At 40.8% G+C, this 20,739-nt stretch carries 22 protein-coding genes; 4 read left to right on the top strand and 18 right to left on the bottom strand.

Translation table 11 applies throughout. The annotated features are described in order from the left end of the window. Window positions 1–46 precede the first annotated feature (46 nt). From ACZ43M_RS21610 to ACZ43M_RS21660, 11 genes are all read right to left on the bottom strand, one after another. Entirely contained in the window at window positions 47–1,123 is a 1,077-nt protein-coding gene (locus ACZ43M_RS21610; protein WP_464504573.1) for a bifunctional 3-deoxy-7-phosphoheptulonate synthase/chorismate mutase, read from the bottom strand. A gap of 252 nt (window positions 1,124–1,375) precedes the next feature. Beyond that, a complete protein-coding gene (ytxJ, locus tag ACZ43M_RS21615) occupies window positions 1,376–1,708 on the bottom strand; it encodes a bacillithiol system redox-active protein YtxJ (protein WP_464504574.1) in 333 nt (110 codons plus the stop codon). An 89-nt stretch (window positions 1,709–1,797) separates the two neighbouring features. Continuing rightward, on the bottom strand, window positions 1,798–2,253 hold the full coding sequence (locus tag ACZ43M_RS21620; RefSeq protein ID WP_464504575.1) for a YtxH domain-containing protein: 456 nt from the start codon (window positions 2,251–2,253) through the stop codon (window positions 1,798–1,800). 23 nt (window positions 2,254–2,276) lie between these two features. Next, window positions 2,277–2,738: a DUF948 domain-containing protein gene (locus tag ACZ43M_RS21625; RefSeq protein ID WP_464504576.1), complete on the bottom strand. Its 462-nt coding sequence runs from the start codon at window positions 2,736–2,738 to the stop codon at window positions 2,277–2,279. Window positions 2,739–2,922: 184 nt separating this feature from the next. Continuing rightward, window positions 2,923–4,224: a UDP-N-acetylmuramate--L-alanine ligase gene (gene murC / locus ACZ43M_RS21630; RefSeq protein ID WP_464504577.1), complete on the bottom strand. Its 1,302-nt coding sequence runs from the start codon at window positions 4,222–4,224 to the stop codon at window positions 2,923–2,925. A 187-nt stretch (window positions 4,225–4,411) separates the two neighbouring features. Continuing rightward, a complete protein-coding gene (locus tag ACZ43M_RS21635) occupies window positions 4,412–7,027 on the bottom strand; it encodes a DNA translocase FtsK (RefSeq protein WP_464504578.1) in 2,616 nt (871 codons plus the stop codon). Between the two features lie 164 nt (window positions 7,028–7,191). After that, a complete protein-coding gene (locus ACZ43M_RS21640) occupies window positions 7,192–7,986 on the bottom strand; it encodes a DUF1444 domain-containing protein (RefSeq protein WP_464504579.1) in 795 nt (264 codons plus the stop codon). Between the two features lie 66 nt (window positions 7,987–8,052). Beyond that, entirely contained in the window at window positions 8,053–8,367 is a 315-nt protein-coding gene (locus ACZ43M_RS21645) for a thioredoxin family protein (RefSeq protein WP_464504580.1), read from the bottom strand. A 109-nt stretch (window positions 8,368–8,476) separates the two neighbouring features. Beyond that, on the bottom strand, window positions 8,477–8,983 hold the full coding sequence (locus ACZ43M_RS21650; RefSeq protein ID WP_464504581.1) for a hypothetical protein: 507 nt from the start codon (window positions 8,981–8,983) through the stop codon (window positions 8,477–8,479). Between the two features lie 136 nt (window positions 8,984–9,119). Further along, a complete protein-coding gene (locus ACZ43M_RS21655; protein WP_464504582.1) occupies window positions 9,120–9,635 on the bottom strand; it encodes a DUF84 family protein in 516 nt (171 codons plus the stop codon). Between the two features lie 62 nt (window positions 9,636–9,697). Further along, the gene (locus ACZ43M_RS21660) at window positions 9,698–10,771 is read right to left on the bottom strand and encodes a M42 family metallopeptidase (RefSeq protein ID WP_464504583.1); all 1,074 of its coding nucleotides are present in this window, start codon (window positions 10,769–10,771) and stop codon (window positions 9,698–9,700) included. 179 nt (window positions 10,772–10,950) lie between these two features. Here ACZ43M_RS21660 and ACZ43M_RS21665 point away from each other — a divergent pair, with 179 nt between their 5' ends. Then, window positions 10,951–11,280, top strand: a complete 330-nt coding sequence (locus tag ACZ43M_RS21665) for a PepSY domain-containing protein (RefSeq protein WP_464504584.1) — start codon at window positions 10,951–10,953, stop codon at window positions 11,278–11,280. A gap of 45 nt (window positions 11,281–11,325) precedes the next feature. Here ACZ43M_RS21665 and ACZ43M_RS21670 read toward each other — a convergent pair whose 3' ends face one another. Further along, window positions 11,326–12,165, bottom strand: a complete 840-nt coding sequence (locus ACZ43M_RS21670) for a YtnP family quorum-quenching lactonase (RefSeq protein WP_464504585.1) — start codon at window positions 12,163–12,165, stop codon at window positions 11,326–11,328. Between the two features lie 77 nt (window positions 12,166–12,242). After that, window positions 12,243–12,890, bottom strand: a complete 648-nt coding sequence (gene trmB / locus ACZ43M_RS21675; RefSeq protein ID WP_464504586.1) for a tRNA (guanosine(46)-N7)-methyltransferase TrmB — start codon at window positions 12,888–12,890, stop codon at window positions 12,243–12,245. A 156-nt stretch (window positions 12,891–13,046) separates the two neighbouring features. Here trmB and ACZ43M_RS21680 point away from each other — a divergent pair, with 156 nt between their 5' ends. Next, window positions 13,047–13,325, top strand: coding sequence for a YtzH-like family protein (locus ACZ43M_RS21680; RefSeq protein ID WP_464504587.1), 279 nt, complete (start codon window positions 13,047–13,049; stop codon window positions 13,323–13,325). On the opposite strand, the gene ACZ43M_RS21685 is transcribed toward ACZ43M_RS21680, so the two are convergent. From ACZ43M_RS21685 to thpR, 4 genes are all read right to left on the bottom strand, one after another. Beyond that, entirely contained in the window at window positions 13,322–14,101 is a 780-nt protein-coding gene (locus tag ACZ43M_RS21685; RefSeq protein ID WP_464504588.1) for a phosphotransferase, read from the bottom strand. The two genes, ACZ43M_RS21680 and ACZ43M_RS21685, sit on opposite strands and share 4 nt — an antisense overlap. 195 nt (window positions 14,102–14,296) lie before the next feature. After that, a complete protein-coding gene (gene pulA / locus ACZ43M_RS21690; RefSeq protein WP_464504589.1) occupies window positions 14,297–16,432 on the bottom strand; it encodes a type I pullulanase in 2,136 nt (711 codons plus the stop codon). Continuing rightward, the gene (locus tag ACZ43M_RS21695; RefSeq protein ID WP_464504590.1) at window positions 16,419–17,402 is read right to left on the bottom strand and encodes a diacylglycerol/lipid kinase family protein; all 984 of its coding nucleotides are present in this window, start codon (window positions 17,400–17,402) and stop codon (window positions 16,419–16,421) included. Before ACZ43M_RS21695 ends, pulA begins: the two co-directional genes overlap by 14 nt. Before the next feature lie 21 nt (window positions 17,403–17,423). Next, window positions 17,424–17,993, bottom strand: coding sequence for an RNA 2',3'-cyclic phosphodiesterase (gene thpR / locus ACZ43M_RS21700; protein ID WP_464504591.1), 570 nt, complete (start codon window positions 17,991–17,993; stop codon window positions 17,424–17,426). A gap of 136 nt (window positions 17,994–18,129) precedes the next feature. Here thpR and cysK point away from each other — a divergent pair, with 136 nt between their 5' ends. Beyond that, on the top strand, window positions 18,130–19,059 hold the full coding sequence (gene cysK, locus ACZ43M_RS21705) for a cysteine synthase A (protein ID WP_464504592.1): 930 nt from the start codon (window positions 18,130–18,132) through the stop codon (window positions 19,057–19,059). A gap of 40 nt (window positions 19,060–19,099) precedes the next feature. Here cysK and dat read toward each other — a convergent pair whose 3' ends face one another. After that, on the bottom strand, window positions 19,100–19,954 hold the full coding sequence (gene dat / locus ACZ43M_RS21710) for a D-amino-acid transaminase (RefSeq protein ID WP_464504593.1): 855 nt from the start codon (window positions 19,952–19,954) through the stop codon (window positions 19,100–19,102). Window positions 19,955–20,373: 419 nt separating this feature from the next. Between dat and ACZ43M_RS21715 the strand changes: the two genes are divergently transcribed. After that, window positions 20,374–20,595: a DeoR family transcriptional regulator gene (locus tag ACZ43M_RS21715; protein ID WP_464504594.1), complete on the top strand. Its 222-nt coding sequence runs from the start codon at window positions 20,374–20,376 to the stop codon at window positions 20,593–20,595. Window positions 20,596–20,739 lie beyond the last annotated feature (144 nt).

Here is a 20,739-nt window from a genome sequence, read left to right on the forward strand (position 1 = left end):
AAACCTTCCACAAAAAATGCAGAAGGTTTCAAATTGAACTCTCTGATTAAATTCGGACAAAGTTTGAAGCAAGCAGTTCATTATAGAAATGATCAAACTGCTCAAGGTTCATTTGCTGCTGGGCGTCGGAAAGTGCCACGGCAGGATCCGGGTGAACCTCAGCCATAACGCCGTCTGCTCCAATCGCAATCGCAGCCTTAGCAGCTGGAAGCAATAAGTCTCTTCTTCCTGTAGAATGAGTTACATCCACCATAACCGGTAAATGAGTTTCTTGTTTCAAGATCGGTACTGCAGAAATATCCAGCGTATTTCTTGTTGCGCGTTCGTAGGTTCTGATGCCGCGCTCACAGAGAATAATTTGGCCATTGCCCTGCGCCATAATATATTCGGCAGCATTAATGAATTCTTCAATAGTTGCCGCAAGTCCACGCTTCAGCAGGACTGGTTTATTTACCGCACCGGCCGCTTTTAACAATTCAAAGTTTTGCATGTTCCGGGCGCCGATTTGAATGACATCTAAATAGTCAACTGCCATCTCGATATCGGCTGGATTGACAATTTCACTAATAACGGCCATATCATATTCGTCAGCAACACGTTTCAATATTTTTAATCCCTCTACACCCAAGCCTTGGAAGTCGTACGGTGAAGTTCTTGGCTTATACGCACCTCCGCGTAACAGCTTAAGTCCTTTTTCCTTCATGGCTTTTGCCACAGTAGCAACTTGTTCATAAGATTCGACAGCACATGGTCCAAACACAAAATGTGGTTTACCATCGCCGATCATTTCACCCTTTAAGGTAACAATTGTATCTTCAGGCTTTTTCTTTCTTGATACCAGTAACGCTTTCTCATGATCATCCTTTTGCAAGTTCAAACCTGCTTTAAAAATTTCCTTAAAAAGATGATCAATAGTTGAATTATCAAACGGGCCGTCGTTATGCTCCTTAATAACCTCCAGCATTTTTCTTTCGCGGACTGGATCGTAACGATATACTCCTTGGTTCCCTTTTACTCGCCCAATCTCCTGGACGAGGAGAGCTCTTTCATTAATCAGCTTCAATAACTCCACGTTTAATTCATCCATACGGTCTCTCAATTGATCCAATTCATTTTTACCCATCACATTCCCCGTCCTTTCGTTTGTAATTCAGCACTGGTATCCCCTTTTCTAGGCCTGGGAATAAGTTTACTGTCTCACAAATTAAATGATAAGTATCGTAACTTTTTAATATTAGGGTTTATTATAGCGGAAATAATTATGTTTGTCACTCATTTTTTCTTTAATAATTAAACGCTTTTAAGCGTTAAAGCAAAACAAACATTTATCTTTAATTGATATAATATGCACTAGCGTTAAAAAGTGTCCTTATATTTAATGATTTTCATTGATTGCATTTTGTAAGGCCCGATTGGTAATCTTCCAATGCGATGCGTTCCATACTGGTTGACCATCTGCAAACAGGAATGCCTGTGGCGATTCATGCTTAATCTGAAACTTTTCAGCAATCTCATTAGATAATGGGCGCGCTTCCTGTACTGCTAGGTAGTATGTCGGAACTTCAGGATTTTCAGAAGTGAATTTTTCATATTCCTTATACGCAGCCTGGCTGATTGGGCAAGTTAAGCTATGTTTTAAAAAATAGAACTTGCCTTCTTTTTTCAATAATTCCTCAAATTGTTGTGATGTTTCAATTTTCTCAAGCATAGTGAATACCTCCCAAAATAGTAAACGGTGAAGTAATTTTATCACTTCACCGTTCCCATCACAAATAATGTGTTTATTCCTCTAAAACTTTAAAGCTTTACCCTGCTCTCTTCTTTATCAAAGGCTTTTTGTGCTTCTGCCAATTTTCTTTTGATTTCATCGCTAGTTTTGCTTCCTGTTGCTTTCCGATTTTCTGAATCGCTGCTGTGACTCTGGATGGAAATATATGTGGTCTCACTTTCTTGCTCGTCGGAATCTTGGACTGGTGATTTTCCTTTCACCTTATTGAATAATCCCGTGGATTGCTGGGCCAAGCCTTGGGAGAGAGAGATGGTCTTGGATTTTACGGTATCAGTCAATTCCAATATTGATTCCTTTCTGCCGCCTACGGAATCACGGAGTTCTTTTCCCGTTTTAGTTGAAAATAGCAAGGCGGCAGCGGCCCCAATCACACCGCCTACAACGGCTCCCAACAAAAAACTGCCTGAAGATTCATCATTTCGACTCTGACTTGTTTCACGTGCTTCATACTCTCTTTTAGTCATCTGCCATTCCTCCTTTTAAAACTTCAATGGGAGCGAACCCTTTGTTTCGCATTTATGTTATCTTCTGCTTTTGCTTGCTTCCTTGCCTGCCATTTATCCTTTAATTCCAAAAATACATTGGTCCACTGGACGATTTGCGAAACTGTTTCTTTACTGTCTTCTACCTGCTGATCAATCGAATTTGTAATAGTTTTCAGTGAGCCATTGAATTTTTTTACGGATGTACCAACATCCTTAACTGCATCAACAACCGTATTTAACTGCTCCGATTTATTCTGTAGATCCTCAGCCAGCGCATTTGTTTTTTGTAATAATGAGGTTGTTTCACTTGTTACCCCTTCGAGTTGTTTTTCCAATCCTTTTAAGGTATCTGATACACTGTTCAACGTTACCTTTAAGGATTTTAATGTGGCAGATAAATAGAGAACAAGCACAAAAAACGCGATTGCAGCCAAAGCGGCACTTAAGTATAAAATAATTTCCACCAAAAATACCTCCGTATATTCCTATCAATATGTATAACCCATCAAACGAAGGATTAAACCCTGTCAATATCTTATACTACTTCCATTCATTTGTCCTGTTTTCCTGCCATTTGTTATAAAATTTTCCTTATCAGGAACAATGCAACAAAAAGGGATACCGGCTAATTTGCTGGTATCCCTTTTTTTAACTTACGATTTGTTTTTCATAGGATTCCTGAAACTTCTGGATGTCCCCTGCTCCCATGAAAATGATCACACTGTTGTCATGTTCTTTTAACACTGATGTATTTTCTTCAGAGAGTATTTCTGCGTTATCAATTTTATCCTGTAAATCGTGAATGGATAGCTTTCCCTGTTTTTCTCTGGCAGAACCAAAAATCTCGCATAAATACGTTTTATCTGCCAGACGCAAGCTTTCGGCGAAATCATCCAAAAATGTTTGAGTTCTTGAAAAAGTATGAGGCTGAAACACAGCTACGATTTGGCGATCAGGATATTTTTGTTTTGCCGCATCAATGGTTGCTCTTATTTCTGTCGGGTGATGGGCATAATCATCAATTAAAATTTGACCACCGATTTTTTTCTCGGTAAATCTTCTTTTCACACCCCGGAATGTTGTTAAACGTTCTTTTACAACTTCAACGTCAATCCCTTCATAATGACATACACCAATTACAGCAAGTGCATTTAATACACTATGGTCACCAAAGGTAGGAATTGAAAACGTATTATAATAGGTATTACGAATAAATACATCAAAGCTTGTTCCCTCTGTGGATTTGACGATATTAGCCGCCTGATAATCGTTTTCTTCTGCAAACCCGTAGAACAAGACAGGAACCTTAGCCTGTATTTTTTGAAGCTGTTCATCATCTCCATAGGCAAATATCCCTTTTTTCACTTGAACGGACAGTTCCTGGAATGCGGAAAACACATCATCAATATTGGCAAAATAATCCGGATGATCGAAATCAATGTTTGTCATAATCGCATAGTCAGGAAAATAGGAAAGGAAATGCCGTCTATATTCACACGCCTCGAATACAAAATATTCAGCGCCCTCTTCTCCTTTTCCTGTACCGTCACCGATTAAAAAGGAAGTAGGTTTTGCTCCGGCAATCACATGTGCCAAGAGCCCCGTGGTTGATGTTTTTCCATGAGCACCGGTAATCGCGATGCTCGTAAAATTTTGCATAAAATCTCCCAAAAATCGATGATATCGTACGATAGGAAGTCCAAGCTTCATGGCTTCTTGAATTTCCTCGTGGGAATCAGGAAAAGCATTTCCTGCAATAATCGTCAAACCCGGCTGAATATTTTCCTTTTGGAACGGGAGAATTTTAATTCCCGATTGCTCAAGGGCAGCCTGAGTAAAAAAGCGCTTTTCGACATCGGAGCCTTGCACTTGAAATTTCATATCATGCAGCACTTGTGCAAGTGCACTCATTCCAGACCCCTTTATACCTACAAAATGGTAAATTGTCATAGAAGAACCTCCAACCAACGTCTATCTGTAAAACAGTATATGACATCTGTCTGTATTTGCTAATCTTAAAAGCAAGGGGGCAGGTAGCCACCTTCCTCTAAACATATTTCAATATTATATCACTGTTCGATTATAAAAACTATTTTTGCTCACCAATACGATTCTTTTGCCCTAGTATTACCTATGCTCACATATTTAGACTGGCCTCCTGGATAGATTCCAAGTCAGATTCAGTAATTAAAACCTCGCGTGGTTTGCTGCCATTTGCACCAGATATATAACCGTTCTTTTCCATTATGTCCATTAACCTCGCAGCCCGATTGTAGCCGATTTTAAACCGCCGCTGCAGGCTGGATGTTGAGGCGCCACCCTGCTCAATAATAAATTCGCAGGCATCATAAAATAATTCATCTTCCTCTTCAGAGACTTGCGCCTTCTTTAAGAGTTCTTCTTGGACAAACAGGTAATCCGGTTCGCGTTCAGCTTTGACATGGGCCACTACAAGATCAATTTCCTCATCCGAAACAAATGTCCCCTGCAAACGTACCGGCTTGGACGAGCCATTTTCTAAAAATAGCATATCACCACGCCCAAGCAGTTTTTCCGCACCACTGATATCAATTATTGTGCGTGAATCCACCTGAGAAGAAACAGAAAACGATACTCTGGTCGGAATATTTGCCTTAATTAACCCGGTAATGACGTCAACTGATGGACGTTGTGTTGCCACAATCAAATGAATCCCACAAGCTCTTGCCTTTTGGGCTATGCGGCAAATCGCTTCCTCGACATCCGCCGGCGACATCATCATTAAGTCCGCTAACTCATCAATAATGATGACAATATACGGCAGTTTATCAGAATATTGCTTATGCTTTACGGCTAATTCATTAAAACGATTAATATCACGGACCCCTGTATGGGCAAACAGTTCATAGCGCCGATCCATTTCCTCAACAGCCCATTTCAAGGCAGCAGTGGCGGCCTTTACATCGGTAATAACTGGGCTGACCAAATGGGGAATGGAATTGTACGGTGCCAGTTCAACCATCTTAGGGTCAATCAGGAGGAGCTTTAAATCCTCTGGGCTTGCTTTATATAACAAGCTGACCAAAATGGAGTTAATGCAAACACTCTTACCAGAACCGGTTGCCCCGGCAATTAATCCGTGTGGCATTTTCTTCAAGTCGGTAACAACCGGTTTGCCGGCAATATCAAGCCCAAGGACCGCTGTCAGCGGGGAAGTGGATTCAAGAAAAGCATTGCTGGTAACAATTTCACTAATCCTCACCGGCCGTGATTTCTGATTTGGCACTTCAATTCCGATTGTATGTTTTCCTGGAATCGGCGCTTCAATCCGGATGTCCCGCGCTGCAAGACTCAATTTTATATCATCACTTAGATTAGTTATTTTATTGACCTTTACCCCAGGCTCCGGTTGCACCTCAAATCGGGTAACGGATGGTCCCTGTGTGATATTGACAACGTGAGCGCCAACGTTAAAGTTTATTAACGTTTGATTTAGCAGTTCCTCTTGGTAGAGCAGCCATTCCATATCTTTTTCTTCCGAGATAGGCGGGTAAAGCAAACCTAAATCCGGGAATTTGTAATATTCCGTCGCTTGCGTTTCTGGGATCAAGACTGTTTGCTCCTGTTTTTCCTGACTGCTTGCTGCAACCTCGGGCAATGCTTGAAAATTCAATGATGGTTCCGGTGTTTTAACCGGGGCCTGATTGGCCTTCACGACTTGAACTGTTTCTTGCTTGGAATCTTGACAATCGCTTGGCTTTGATTCTTGGATCTGGTCTCGTTGACTTTTACTTGCGCTTGGCTGTAATTCTTGAATTTGATCTCGTTGCATTTTTCGAGCTTCCCATTTTGCCCGGTCCTGTTTTAACATCATGACATTAAACGGAAGATGGGACCTCTTCGGTCTGTCAGGTTTGAGCAGTGATTCCGGTTCTTCTTGTGGACTAACCATGGTCTCCTCACTCTGAATGGGTCCTTCTTGTGGATTAACCATCGTCTCCTCACTCTGAATGGGTTCTTCTTGTAAACTAACCATCGTCTCCTCACTCTGAATGGGTTCTTCTTGTGGACTAACCATCGTCTCCTCACTCTGAATGGGTTCCTCTTGTAAACTAACCATCGTCTCCTCACTCTGAATGGGTTCCTCTTGTAAACTAACCATCGTCTCCTGACTCTGAATGGGTTCCTCTATGTCACGTTCCAACTTTTCTGGACTTGCCCTATATGTAGTGTCCTCACTTACAGGTTCTTCTAGAATAAGATCAACTTGCGTCTCTTCTAAAATCCAATTTAGGCTATCAGAAGCTGTTATCACTTCAGGTTCTATCTGACGGGCAGCAACCTCCTCAGAAAAATGGCTCAATTCATGTTCCACCGCAACATTCTGCTTTTCCGGCCTTTTAAACCCAAACACAGGAGAAGGAATTTCTGTAGGATGAAAAGGTCTCCGGTACTTGGCAGGTTGTTCTTTTCCTGCTTTTGGGGCTTCCTTTTTAACGGGAGTGACCACTGGCAATTCATCGGTTTGATTATTGTGATGCTTCTCACGTCTTTTTTTGTGCTGTTTTGCCATGGGAGTCTTCCGCGTTTCTGAAGAAATAGGAAGCCCAGACTTCGGGTATTGGTATGAAATTCGTGTCTCCACATCTTTATGATTGTCTTTCGAGGACAGAATGTGGGGAGCTCCAGTTTTATCATTATGTAAGAAGGACTCGTCAAATTCGTCTTCTTCATCTCTTTTTAATTTTTGAAAAAAGTTTTGGATCCAGCTCAAAACTATCACTCTTTCTACTCTCATCTATCATTCTATTTTATCAGCATTTTAGATTTTTTCGACATAATTCTGTAGAATCGGTCAAATTCTCCGCAAATTAGGAGGTTAGTGGGAAGAGAATATGAATAAAGACCGCATTTGTAAGCGGTCTCCTTCACGAATGATTATTTATTTTTTCCCAGGATAAAAATCGGTTCCAATTGTCCATTTTCGTATAAGAATGATAATGCCGTAATCGGGACTCGCCCGCTGGCAAAGAAACTCATTGCCATTTGTGCCAAAATATCATAACCTCTGTCATTTCGTACATCGGCAATGATTAATACATCCTGGTGCGGGACGGCCAATACAAAAGTTCCTTCAATCACCATTTCCATTTCGTTGAGGAATCCCTTATTTAAGATCCTGCTGGCATCGTAGCCATCGTTTGTATTTAAAAAATAAAAAATATTTCCAGCTACCTGATCCTTTTTTACCGAGGTGGAAAGTGACCGGACATTAAATAAGGCAATTTCCCTTATTCTTGAAGGATCCCATTTTTCTTTTTCGATAATTCTTGAATCAATTAATCGGTAGGTTTTGCCCATATCATAGGCATAGTATATTTTAGTTTCGGCTGTATGATCATCAATTAGGAACGGAACCCCTTCCTCTGCTTCTTTTGGGAAAGACGATGAGCGGATCACCGGAAAAATACGTTTCTCATGATCGGTAAGTTGAACAGGTTCGACCATGGCGTGTAAGCCTTCTTCTACATAATAAACAATTTCGTCAATGGCTTTTTCCTTTTCATTGTGCCATTTGGCCACTACACCGCCTAAGGAAATCGTAATCCCTTTTCCTGCCACTTTACTTTCAACCCGAAGCCGATCTTTCTCGCGGTCATAAGAAATGACTCTGTCTTCACTTCCCAGGCGAGCTTCTAGTTCGCGGCGCATTTTGTTGCTATCCATTTTCATATGCTTACTTCCCTCCCTTTAACGAAATGAAAAACCTCCAGCCCAAAAGGAGTGGAGGCCTAGAGATTATTTCAAATCTGTGATAAATGCTTCAATTTCCTCTTGTGTTTTGCGGTCTTTGCTGACGAACCGGCCGAGTTCGTTCCCGTTTTCAAAAGCGACAAAGCTTGGAATGCCAAATACATCCAGCTGCTGGCATAAATCTATAAATTGATCTCGATCTACATGAATGAAACTATAGTCAGAAAACTTCTCTTCAATTTCCGGCAATACAGGGTCAATGAACCGGCAATCCGGACACCAATCAGCCGAGAACATAAATATTGTCTTGCCAGTATCCCGCAGTTGTTCAAATTCCTCAATAGATTCTAAATGTTTCATGTTCCTGCCCCCGTTCATAGATGACTATTTCCATTCAAATATAGCGTTCAGCCCTCTTTAAGTCCAATAATCTGTTCTATTGTTTCCAAAAATAATCAAGATAACACTTTTATTGTTGAATGGATTTGGCAATTTGCATCATTACTTCTGCTTCACTATCCAAGTTGCTTGTTTTCACTTGTGATGTAAGTTTAACTCCGCCAATCCCGACCGTGACCTCATTCAAATGATCTTCCAATCGTTTTATCGTTAAGAACCCAACCAACTGGCCATCGGTGAACTTTTCGTTTACATCAAGCTTATTGTATTGCTGTACTGTTGATTGATATACCACCTCACTGGAGGCTTTTTCCTGTGGATTCACGAACAAAATATAGGTCTTAGAGCCATTTTTTAAAATGATATTATTAGGAGCGGTTTCATCAATTTCATAGCCAAAGGGTAAATAAAAATGGATATTGCCGCTTTTTTTATTAGGTTTCTTTGCTTTTTCCTGAAACGTCGTTTTTACGGTTTTTATCACGGTTTTGCTTGCTTCCGTAAACGATGGACCGCCGCAGGCTGTTAATAATATGGCAGTTATAAGAAAAATCATGATGGCATTCAAGCGTTTCATTTCTTCGCCTCCAAAATAAGAAATTAGTCCCATCTATATCATAACTGCCAGAATATTCAAATGACAAGAATTTTGTCGATTATTGTTGTTTTTAACAAAAAAACTCCAGTACCCGTGACCCGTACTGGAGAATAATTTATATTTTTCTTTGATAGGTATATTGCCCCACAAGAAGATTCATGACATGAGTAAACATTGCCGCACGATTGACCAGACCATTTGTTAAAATCCCTACTGCTCCTTCTTGCTTACTGACGTTTTTCTTTTTGGCATAATCATCCATTACGGGACCGAGTTCTTCGCCTGCTCTCAGTCGTGCGGCCACTTCTTCAGGGAGCAGGAACCTGGCACCGCCGGCAATAATTGGGGCCATATCTGGTGTGGCCAGCGCCCCCCAGTTGCAAAGCAGCAGACCATGGCTTGTTTCGTGGACGCCCCCCTCAAGACCTATACCGATCCCGCCATTGCCCTGCACAATCGCACGAGTCGCCCGATTGACGGCCCCTTCAATTGTTTCTTCATCCGAAAACGGCTGTTCACTTACTCCCGAAGAAACATCTAATGATATGAACTCAACCTCGCGATGGCCGCGAAAACTATTTTCCACAGCAGCGATCTTTGTAGGATTTTTCGAACCGATGATAATTTTCAAAGATGATCACTCCTCTTTCATTAGCAAAAAAAGGGCATGTTTTTTCATGCCCTCTTGAAAAATTAACTGTTTGCTTTAATTGTCTCAACTGTCGTTCTATCGCATGCCTTCACTAGTTTGACTAATAGTTCCTTGGCAGCGGCGTAATCGTCGACATGGATGATAGATGCATGTGTATGGATATAGCGGGAGCAAATCCCCACCACCGCACTTGGTACGCCCTCATTTGACAGGTGGACGCGCCCTGCATCGGTTCCGCCTTGAGACACGAAATATTGATATGGGATATGATGAGTCTCTGCCATATCAAGGACAAATTCTCGCATGCCGCGATGGGTAACCATTGATCGGTCCAAAATACGAAGCAATGTTCCTTTGCCCAATTGACCAAATTCCAGCTTGTCGCCAGTCATGTCATTCGCCGGACTGGCATCGAGTGCAAAGAAGATATCCGGTTTAATCATATTGGAGGCTGTTTGCGCACCTCGTAAGCCGACTTCCTCTTGAACTGTTGCACCTGAATAAAGAGTATTTGGCAGTGTCTCATCCTTTACAGCTTGCAGCAGTTCAATGGCCAAGCCGCAGCCATAGCGGTTATCCCATGCCTTTGCCAGAATCTTTTTCTCGTTGGCCATTGGTGTAAACGGACAAATCGGCAGTATGGCCTGACCAGGCTTGATACCGATTCTTTCCGCATCCTCACGGTCATCCGCACCGATATCGATTAACATATTTTTGATTTCCATCGGTTTGTTTTTCTTGGAATCGTCTAACAAATGGGGTGGAATCGAGCCGACTACTCCGATAACCGGTCCATTATTCGTCATAACCTGAACTCGCTGGGCAAGAAGCACCTGGCTCCACCAGCCGCCAAGCGGTTGAAAACGAAGCATGCCATTATCGGTAATGCTAGTTACCATAAAGCCTACCTCATCCATATGGCCGGCAACCATAACAGTTGGGCCGTCCCCATTTCCTTTTTTCACACCGAAAATACTGCCAAGTCTGTCCTGAACAATCTCATCAGCATAAAGAGATAACTGTTCTTTCATAAATTTGCGTACCTGATGTTCGTTTCCGGGTGCTCCGGGAAGCTCTGTTAACGTTTGAAATAACTTTAAAGTTTGCTCGTTCATATGCATGCTCCTTTTAAAAATGCATTTTTTATGTATGATACTTATTCTACAGAAATTTTAGACGGCTTACCATTATTTCATTTGTTCCCCTGTAATATTACCTGTTTATCATAAAATACGATATACTAAAAGAAAGATTATTTTGTCATTTTTTTCAATTTAAAATAGGGGGTTGAGGCATGAATTGGAAATCGTTTGCTCTTGGGGTATCCGTAGGAATTGTTGCTGGAGTCGCAGCTAAAGAGATCATTTCACAAAATACAAAAGTTTCACCTGAAAAGGTGTTGGAGAATGTTAAAGATCATTTTAAGCAAAATGGGCCAATCAGCGGTTCCTGGATACATATGAAAGCTGAACCGTTTGAGCAGCATCAGGTGCAATACCAAGTTTATAAGGGCGGCATTTCCAAAAATAATAACGGTGCAACGGAACAATACGAATTTATTGCTGATGCTTCCACCGGAACCTTGCTCGATGTCCGCCGACTAACAGAAGAATTGGTCTCATAAATAGATTTAACGGCAATCGGTTCGGTCCCGATTGCCGTTTTCATTTTACCTGCTCCTCTTGATGCTTTCCGAAATCTGCCGATCATCTCCCCATTTAACTGCACGATAAAATGCATCATGGTAAAAGGTAAACCAGGCATTTTTCTCCATGGCGTAGGGCACCCATTTTTCCTTTGCCGCAATGGAATCCATTGGATAATCATCATATGCCATTACCCATAAACTATTCTGGTGGGCATGGGTTCCCATCAGGTCTGCCATATGGATAGACATTTCCCCGCCATCCTCAATAATCACAATGGAATGACCGTTACTATGCCCGCCGGTATGAATCATTTTAATTGGCCCAAGTGCCCATGTTTCTTCAAAAGGAATCACTTGTGCTTCGATTGCTTCCCAGTTCTCCTTGAAGTATGTACTTTTTGAACGGATGTTTGGATTCCGCATTTCCTCCCATTCAATAGTAGAAGTAATAATTTTCGCATTGGGAAAGGTTGATTTAAACACACCATCCTCGATACTTGTTAAGCCAGCACAGTGATCGTTATGCATGTGTGTCATCAGCACATAATTAATATCAGATGGGGATATGCCTAATTGCTGTAATGAACCTTCCACATCAGATTCAGCGGTTACACCAAAATTTCTTAATTGCTTTTCTGAAAGCTTCCCTTTGCCAAGTCCTGCTTCCAATAACATATTATAATTGTCGGTTTGGATAAGAATTGGGTCAGTCGGCAGTTCGATTTGGTTCTTTTCATTAACCGGGTATTTCCGTGACCATAATGCTTTCGGGACAACCCCAAACATCGCTCCACCATCAAGGTTTGTTACCCCTCCGGATAGCCATGTCAGCTTTACATTTCCAATTTTCAAAGTATCCATTATTACCACCCCCTTTTAACAGTTTATCATTGACAGATTATTAAAAAAACAAAAAAGGACAGTTCAAAGAACTATCCCTACTTTTCGTTTTGGTATTTCACTTCGCAGCGGTAAATCCGGTTTCCTTTTTCCGAAAATTTCTGCTCGTATTCAGTCATAATATTTCCTTCAAAATCACTTTTATGAAGGTCCAGGCTGATAAATTTCAACAGCAGGCCATATTGTGAGAAACTCATTAATGAGTATTCAAACAAGCCTTGATTATCCGTTTTAAAATGAATTTCCCCGCCGTCAACCATGATGTCTTCATATAGCTTTAAAAAATCTTTATAGGTTAACCGTCTTTTTTCGTGGCGGGTTTTTGGCCAAGGATCGGAGAAATTTAAATATACCCGATCAATATCATTTTTAGCAAAAAACTTACCCAAATCGGCAGCATTGACATTAAGCAGCTTTAAATTTGGCACATCGGCCTCAATTAACCGATCCAACGCTGAAACAATTACACTATCATACAGTTCAATCCCAAAATAATTAATATCAGGATGCGCCTTGGCCATTTCCGTGATGAATTGACCTTTCCCAGTCCCGACCTCAATATGAATTGGCTGGCTGTTTCCAAATACCTCCTGCCATTTGCCGCGATACTGCTCCGGATTACTAACCGCATATTGTGGATACTGCTCTATTTTATCCTTTGCCCAAGGTTTATTCCTAAGTCTCATACATTAGCCACTCCTAAAAAATATTCCTTCAGTAACATACCATGGTGCTATTTAGCATGCAAGTGTTATTAAAATTAGCCTGTGAATAAATAAAAAAAGAATTCACAACCTAACTGTGAATTCTTTTTTTAATTCCCATTGGAAAGGGTGTGCTTTATGCCATTAAGTCATAATGACCAAGTTACTTTGTTAAAAGATATATTAAGCAACCATCAAACCGATTGCTGCGGCTCTGTTGCAGAGTGTGAGCAATTGGAACGACTAGTAAAATCGTTAATGGTTAATACACAAATCAATCAAAATGTAAAAGGCATCCTGCAGGACGTTTACAACTACAGCCAAACAGGGGCCCAAACAGCTGATTTGGATCAACACATACTATCCAACCAGGAAAATTTGTCGCAATGGGTAAATGATATCGGACAGTTCTCCTAACTAATCATTTTGGCTAAGAAATGAATCCATTTGTTCATTTCATCGAACCGGGATTTATTTTTATGCCATTGAATCGATGATAACGTATGGAGTGCCACATACCATTTCATTCTAAGCCGCAGGTGATCCGTTAAATCGGCGCCGTACATTTCCAGCCAATCCTGCCAGTTGTTTTCAGGAATGTACCAATAAAGCAGCATTCCAAGATCAATGGCTGGGTCGGCTATCATAGCTCCATCCCAATCAATCAAATACAACTGGTTGTCTTCTGCCGTAAGCAGCCAGTTGTTATGATTCACATCACCATGGCAAACGACTTTTTCTTCGCAATATACATTTTTTGCTTCTTCAATTAAGAAGTTTAGCGTCTTTTTGACTTCTGGCAATTTAAGAACTTCATCATCCAAGTCTTCGATTACCGTTTGGAAAATAGTCTCTGGGTTCAATGGCGACTTTTCCAGCCGACTTAGCATACCAAGCATTGGCTCTGAACGGTGAATTTTTTTTAACAGCTTGGCAACATGCTCTTTATTCATGTCGGAGGGTTTAAGTTCTCTGCCTTCGAGCCACTGTTGGGCGGTAATAACATCCCCATTCTCCAAGCGCTTTGTCCAAACAAGCTTTGGAACAATGCCCTCAGCCGATAAAACCGCTAAAAAGGGAGACGAATTCCGCTTTAAAAAAAGCCTTTGATCTTCATTTTGTGCAAAAAACGCTTCACCTGTTGCGCCTCCGGCAGGGACTATTTCCCACTCTTGCCCGAATATATGTTCCAAAACAGTTCACCTTCAACTTAACCGTTCTAATAGCCCAGAACGCGCATGACTCGCGCCCCATCTATTTGAGAGGTAAAACCTATGCTGCTCAGAAGGTTTTACAAATAATCTTTATAATAAAAAAAAGCTATTGAACCATTTCTACAATAGCCATCTTTTAAATTTTATCTCCAATAGCCTTTTTTCGTCAAGTAACTATTTTTTCACTAAAACATTTAGTGAAATTGGTGCCAATTGAATTTCCCCGCCCTCGATGAGAAGTTTACTGGTTATGCCGGCAACCTTTTCATTTGCCAACACTGACCATCTCCCGTTAGGAAGCAGTGCATTTTGTTTTGTATTTTCAGGATTTATCAACAGAATCAATTCTGTGCTTTCCCAATGGAGTAATAAGCCCAGCACCGTCCCTGCAGTCGGTAATTGAGTGATCCCGCTCCGTATTTGCTCGGCAGTACGCATCCGAAAACAAGGATATTGCTTCCGTATTTGTATTAACCCTTTTATATATTCGACATTTTCGATAAATAAACCTTTGCGTTCCCAATCCAGTTGATTAATGGAATCAGGTGCCTGATAGCTGTTTCCATTCCCCTGTTTGGTCCGGAAGAATTCTTGCCCGCTATGAAGAAAGGGAATACCTTGGGACAATATCACGATTCCGGATGTAAGACGGTGATACTTTTTCCGAATTTCTTCATCGACATTTGGAAGACATGATAGGAGTTTATCCCAAAGCGTATGATTATCATGACACTCAACATAATTGACTGATTGGCCAGGTTCGTTAAATATGCCGCTGCCTTTTGTCTTGTAACCGATACTTCCGGTAATTGCTTCCAAGGCTGGTGTTAGATAATGTCGATTGCCTAATGCATAACCCTTATCATGCAAATTAAATGTATTGCCTTTTATAGAGTCACGAAATTTATCATTAAATTGGCCGATGTTACGCATTACGCCCTGGTTAGCGATAATGGCTTTATGCTCAATAGGCAGCGGTGTGTTAAGATTCCAGCCTTCCCCAATGATGATTGTATCATCAGCTGAATTGTCGCATACCCTTCTCACTTCGTTCATCGTTTCAACATCAAGAATTCCCATTAAATCAAAGCGCAATCCGTCGATATGAAACTCCTCAACCCAATAGCGAATAGAATCTATGATAAATTTCCTTACCATTTTTCGTTCAGAAGCAATATCATTCCCCACCCCTGTTCCATTAGAGGGAAGCCCTAGTTCATTGTGACGAAAAAAATATCCGGGTACAATTTTTTCAAAAGAGGATTCTTCGCGAATAAACACATGGTTATACACGACATCCATGATGATTCGCAGTCCGGCTTTGTGAAGCTGTTCAATTAATTGTTTTAATTCGGTAATTCGTGAATATGGATTGGAGGGGTCAGTGGAATAACTGCCTTCAGGAGCATTAAAGTGGAGCGGATTATATCCCCAATTATACTCATTACTATTATTTAGCTCATCGACACCAGCAAAATCATGAAATGGGAGAAATTGAATATGAGTGATTCCAAGTTCCTTCACGTAAGATAATCCTGTCGATTTGCCATGTTTATCGACAGTATTTAACTCTCCTGCCCCAAGATACAATCCTTTGTGGTTAACGCCGCTTCCTTCATGGATGGTGAAATCACGGATATGTGTTTCATATATAATCGCATCAACCAGACTTTCAAGTGGGGGAAGAGGAATTCTCTCCATCTTTGTTTTTTCCAAATCTACTATGACCCCAAGCTCACCATTTGCAGTCACAGCTTTGGTATATGGATCCACTGCTTCCCGCCATTCTCGATTAATCTGGACAAGAAAACTATATCGGTAGTATTCCAAATCGTCTTTGACAACTACTGTCCAAACACCTCGTTCACCAAGCTTCATTTTAATGATTTGAGAGTGCTGGGAAGCAGGATGACGCAATTTTAGTTTCACTTGAAGGGCTGTTGGTGCCCATAATTTAAAGCTGGACTCATTCTGTTTATACGTAACTCCAAGGTCATAGGCCTCATAAAAAAATTGCTCATCGAAGGCTTCTGTTCGAATCACTGCCCCGATTTTCAGATCAGTCTTCCCGCCATGCTCATCCAAAATCCAATGTTGCCTTTCAAAGGAAAACTCTGAAGACAACTGGCAAATATACTTTTGATACTGATCAATTGCCAGTTTTTTTATGATTTTTAACGGTTGCTTTTCTTCTCCACTCAAAAAGTAAAAACAAGCTGATTCCCCGTGGTGGTAAGAAAAGGGAAGGAGAATCGTAATGATGTTCATATCATCCAAATAGGCAAGAAAAGTCCTGTCAGCGGATATCATTACATTCCCTCTCTTTCATCGCTGTCTCTTCCTTATTTCTTAGTCTGGAAAGTATCTCTAATTCTCTTATCCTAACATCTATATTTATTGGAGCGCAGCTGAGATGTTCTCCATCTCCATGAACAAACATTTTGGTTTGTGATACAATGGAAACCGCCCTGCCTTTAAATGTCTTTACTTCTTTGAAAAAAATGTGCTTACCTTTAAATACGCTCAAAAACACAAGCAATAGTTTCAATCGTGATAACCCATGCACAACTGTTAGGTCCAGCAGACCGTCATCTGGCTGTGCAGCAGGAGCAATCATCATTCCCCCGCCATAAAAGGGCTGATTGGACACGGTTACAAACCACGTTTTTTCAAATATATGCTTTTCGCCATCAATTGATAATTGAATAGTTGTGGTTTTATAGGTAAATAATTCTTTTATTAAAAAATATACATACACCAATCGTCCAAGCGACAGCTTGTTTAATAACGCCTTGATACGGGAATGATTGACTTTGTAAGCAATCAAGGCATCGAAGCCAGCTCCCATATTATTAATAAAATAATGGTCAGTTTGATCCTGCATGGTCATTTTCCCGGCATCAATTAACGTAGGTTTCTGTTTCATAAGGCGAAGGAGCACTTTTAAGGCATCCACTGGGTCTGCTGGAATTTGAAATCCACGAGAAAAATCATTGCCCGAACCGCCAGGAATAAATCCGAGTGTTATATTATTATGCTCCGCCGTTCCATTCATGACTTCGTGCAATGTTCCGTCACCACCAACAGCAACGACAAGTTTATTATCATTGTTTTTAGCGCTTAGTTGTGCAGCTAGTTTTTTTGCATGGCCAGCATACTCGGTAAAAAACGCCATGTATGAAACCTGCTCAGACTGAAGAATTGCCTCAACTCTTCCCCAGATTTTAAGACATTGGCCGTTGCCTGCTTTTGGATTGATAATAAAGTATATATGTTCCATAAAACCAACCTTTGTATTTTTCTATGTTTGCAATGGAAATACGGTTATTGCTTCATATTTTGGTGTTTGATCAAGATGGGTTTGGTATAACACGACTTCCTCTACAGAAAAAGTAAGCGGCTCTGGTTGAAGTTCTGTCCATTTTTCCAGCAATTGAGTTTGAAAGGGTGAAGTGCCACTCCATTTTCTTGCTAAGGTGATATGTGGTCGAAATGGGCGTGTTTCCAGTTGAAAGCCAGCCATTTCGCAAGCGGAAAAAACCTTTTTTCTGACTGCTTGCAGTTCACCGCTTTCTTCAATATCAGCCCAAAAAACTCGAGGTGATTCCTTCATACCAAATATCCCAAGCTTGTTCATTTTTAAAGTAAATGATTTCGCGCCACTTAACACTTCTTTCACATTTAATTCCGCTTGATATAACTTTTCATGCGGCGCTGCTCCCAAAAAAGCCAAAGTAATGTGAAGGTCTTGATGATGGACCCAGCGTTTGAAGGGGAACGCTTCCCTTAATTTTTCCATATTGTCTTTCATCATTATTTTTGTAGATTCAGGAATTCTAATGGCATAGAAAAAATGTGTTTGTTCGTTCAATTATATGTCAGTCCTTTACCTAATTTTAGTCTATTTTAGCTAATCTGTATTTATTTATTCAAACGAAGGTTTTTACATTCTACGTAAAATACTATAACATAGTAAGTAACTCGGATATTGAAAGGATGGGCCCTTGATGAAAGTTGTCAATAACATTGCCGAATTAATAGGAGATACACCATTAGTCAAATTAAACCGCCTGGCTCCTGAAGGCGGGGCCTCTGTTTATTTAAAACTGGAATTTTTTAATCCAAGCAAAAGTGTAAAAGACCGTGCTGCCTATAATATGATTGTCGAGGCTGAAAAAGCTGGATTGTTGAAAGAAGGCGCTACGATTATTGAGCCGACAAGCGGGAATACCGGGATTGGCTTGGCGATGAATGCCGCTGCCAGAGGGTATAAATCCATTATCGTTATGCCTGATACGATGACCAAGGAACGAATCAATATATTAAAAGGTTACGGCGCAAAGGTCGTCTTAACACCTGGCGATGAAAAAATGCCTGGGGCGATTAAGAAAGCACAGGAACTAGCCCGTGAAATCCCAAACAGTTTCGTCCCTATGCAGTTTGAAAATGACGCAAATCCAGATGCACACCGGTTTACAACTGCGGTTGAGATTATTGAAGCTATGAAGGAGATTGGCAAACCTTTGTCGGCGTTTGTGGCCACTGCAGGCACGGGTGGTACGATTACTGGGACAGGGGAAGCTCTAAAGGAACATTATAAAAATTTAACTGTCCATGTTGTTGAACCAAAAGGTTCACCGGTTTTATCTGGCGGGAAGCCTGGAAAGCATAAGCTTGTCGGGACAAGCCCAGGATTTATTCCGGAAATACTGAACCAAGATGTTTATGATGAAATTTTCCAAATTTCCGATGAGGATGCCTATGAAATTTCCCGCCGCTTGGCCAAAGAGGAAGGTATCCTTGTTGGCCCATCTTCAGGGGGTGCCTGCTATGCCGCCTTGCAAGTGGCAAAGCGGTTAACGCCTGATGATGTTGTCGTTTGTATTGCTTGTGACACAGGAGAAAGGTATTTATCGAGTGATTTGTTTCAGTTTTAGGATAAAAAGACGTGGAAACCAGTTCCACGTCTTTTTTATACTATAGTGATCCGCACTGTTTTTCAATCTCAGCAACAAATAACTCTTGCAATTTTCTTGTAATAGGTCCAGGTCCTCCCTCGCCTATCGTTGAACCATCCATTTCGACAATCGGCATCACTTCACTAGTGGTGGATGATAAGAACACTTCATCGGCGGCAGCCAGTTCATCCAGTGTAAATGTCCGCTCCTCCACTCGGATATCATTCGCTAAACATAGTTGCAATATGACATCCTTGGTGATTCCTTTTAAAATCAGGTTATCGGATGGATGGGTGCTGACAACACCATTTTTTACAATAAAAATATTTGAGGAACTACCCTCCGTCACATCCTGCCCCCGATGTTGAATCGCTTCATAGCAGCCTTGTTCTGCCGCTTTCTGTTTGGCAAGGATATTTCCTAGCAGATTCAAGCTTTTAATATCGCAGCGCAGCCAGCGGATGTCTTCTGTTAAAATCGTTTTTACACCTTTCTCCAAGCCTTCCTGCGGTCTGGGCATTTCCTTCGTATAGGCAGCCAACGTAGGAACTGTATCTTCAGCAGGAAAATTATGAACCCTGGGTGCAACACCCCTTGTGACTTGCATATAAACAATCCCGAGTTGTAAATTATTTTTTTGGATGAGCTCTTCCAGCATACCTGTTATTTGGTTTGCCGTAAAAGGAAGAGTAATGCCGATAGAGGCTGAACTTTTTGCAAACCTCTCCATGTGCTCCTCAGCAGTAAACATTTTCCCGTTATAAACGCGTATCACTTCGTAAACACCATCACCAAATTGATAGCCTCGGTCTTCTATATCTACCTTTGCTTCTTTCCGGTTAATGAGCTGTCCATTTAAAATACCATATCCCAAATCTATTCCCCTCCTCTTGTTTAAACAATATCATTTTTCTAATTAGACAATCAATTTATATTGGCATAGGATAGATATTTCTAAGAAAAATCAATTAATTTTACTAAAAATTCAAACAATTAATCATAACTTTGAGGTAACGCCTTATAATCTATAGTAAGAAACTTAAAGGGAAGGTGGTAATCCAATTACTTTAGCCCATTTGCAAGATAATTTGTAAATTTTTAGTATAGTGGTAGAAATTTTCTGAAAGTATGGGTACAATAAGGTTAGATGTATGACATCTAGGTACTAACTTTCTATGAAAAGGAGATGTCAGCGAGGAAAAGAAAAACTACATAGTCTTGAAGATTTTTCTTCATAGAGCCGTCGGTAAGGATATTCGCCAAAGGTTTGAAAAATGGATAGGGAGTGGTTCTTTGAAACCTTCAACTAACCGGATGTTAAACCGCATCAAATGTATCTACATGTTTATTCGCGATAACGGCACAGTAACTACGCAAGAACTTGTAGAGGAATTTGGTATCACTCCTCGCACGATACAACGAGATTTGAATGTTTTGGCCTATAATGACTTGGTCAGCAGCCCAAGCCGCGGAAAATGGACGACGACACAAAAGAAAGTGAAGTTGTCTTCCTAAGTATTGAATTATTAATAATAGCACGCGACAATCGCGTGCTATTTTTTGTCTTCAAAAAGGAGTATAAAATACCTTTTGACAATCTATCTAAAAATGGTATATTAATATAAAATAACTTTAGCACTTAAAAGCGTTTAAGCGCTA

The sequence above is a fragment of the Neobacillus sp. B24 genome (assembly GCF_055381825.1).

Excerpts from the sequence above, each read along its gene's own strand:
- ACZ43M_RS21610 (WP_464504573.1), bottom strand. The coding sequence starts at position 1,123 with ATGGGTAAAAATGAATTGGATCAATTGAGAGACCGTATGGATGAATTA.
- ytxJ (WP_464504574.1), bottom strand. The coding sequence starts at position 1,708 with ATGCTTGAGAAAATTGAAACATCACAACAATTTGAGGAATTATTGAAA.
- ACZ43M_RS21620 (WP_464504575.1), bottom strand. The coding sequence starts at position 2,253 with ATGACTAAAAGAGAGTATGAAGCACGTGAAACAAGTCAGAGTCGAAAT.
- murC (WP_464504577.1), bottom strand. The coding sequence starts at position 4,224 with ATGACAATTTACCATTTTGTAGGTATAAAGGGGTCTGGAATGAGTGCA.
- ACZ43M_RS21640 (WP_464504579.1), bottom strand. The coding sequence starts at position 7,986 with ATGAAAATGGATAGCAACAAAATGCGCCGCGAACTAGAAGCTCGCCTG.
- ACZ43M_RS21645 (WP_464504580.1), bottom strand. The coding sequence starts at position 8,367 with ATGAAACATTTAGAATCTATTGAGGAATTTGAACAACTGCGGGATACT.
- ACZ43M_RS21650 (WP_464504581.1), bottom strand. The coding sequence starts at position 8,983 with ATGAAACGCTTGAATGCCATCATGATTTTTCTTATAACTGCCATATTA.
- ACZ43M_RS21660 (WP_464504583.1), bottom strand. The coding sequence starts at position 10,771 with ATGAACGAGCAAACTTTAAAGTTATTTCAAACGTTAACAGAGCTTCCC.
- ACZ43M_RS21665 (WP_464504584.1), top strand. The coding sequence starts at position 10,951 with ATGAATTGGAAATCGTTTGCTCTTGGGGTATCCGTAGGAATTGTTGCT.
- ACZ43M_RS21670 (WP_464504585.1), bottom strand. The coding sequence starts at position 12,165 with ATGGATACTTTGAAAATTGGAAATGTAAAGCTGACATGGCTATCCGGA.
- trmB (WP_464504586.1), bottom strand. The coding sequence starts at position 12,890 with ATGAGACTTAGGAATAAACCTTGGGCAAAGGATAAAATAGAGCAGTAT.
- ACZ43M_RS21680 (WP_464504587.1), top strand. The coding sequence starts at position 13,047 with ATGCCATTAAGTCATAATGACCAAGTTACTTTGTTAAAAGATATATTA.
- pulA (WP_464504589.1), bottom strand. The coding sequence starts at position 16,432 with ATGATATCCGCTGACAGGACTTTTCTTGCCTATTTGGATGATATGAAC.
- ACZ43M_RS21695 (WP_464504590.1), bottom strand. The coding sequence starts at position 17,402 with ATGGAACATATATACTTTATTATCAATCCAAAAGCAGGCAACGGCCAA.
- cysK (WP_464504592.1), top strand. The coding sequence starts at position 18,130 with ATGAAAGTTGTCAATAACATTGCCGAATTAATAGGAGATACACCATTA.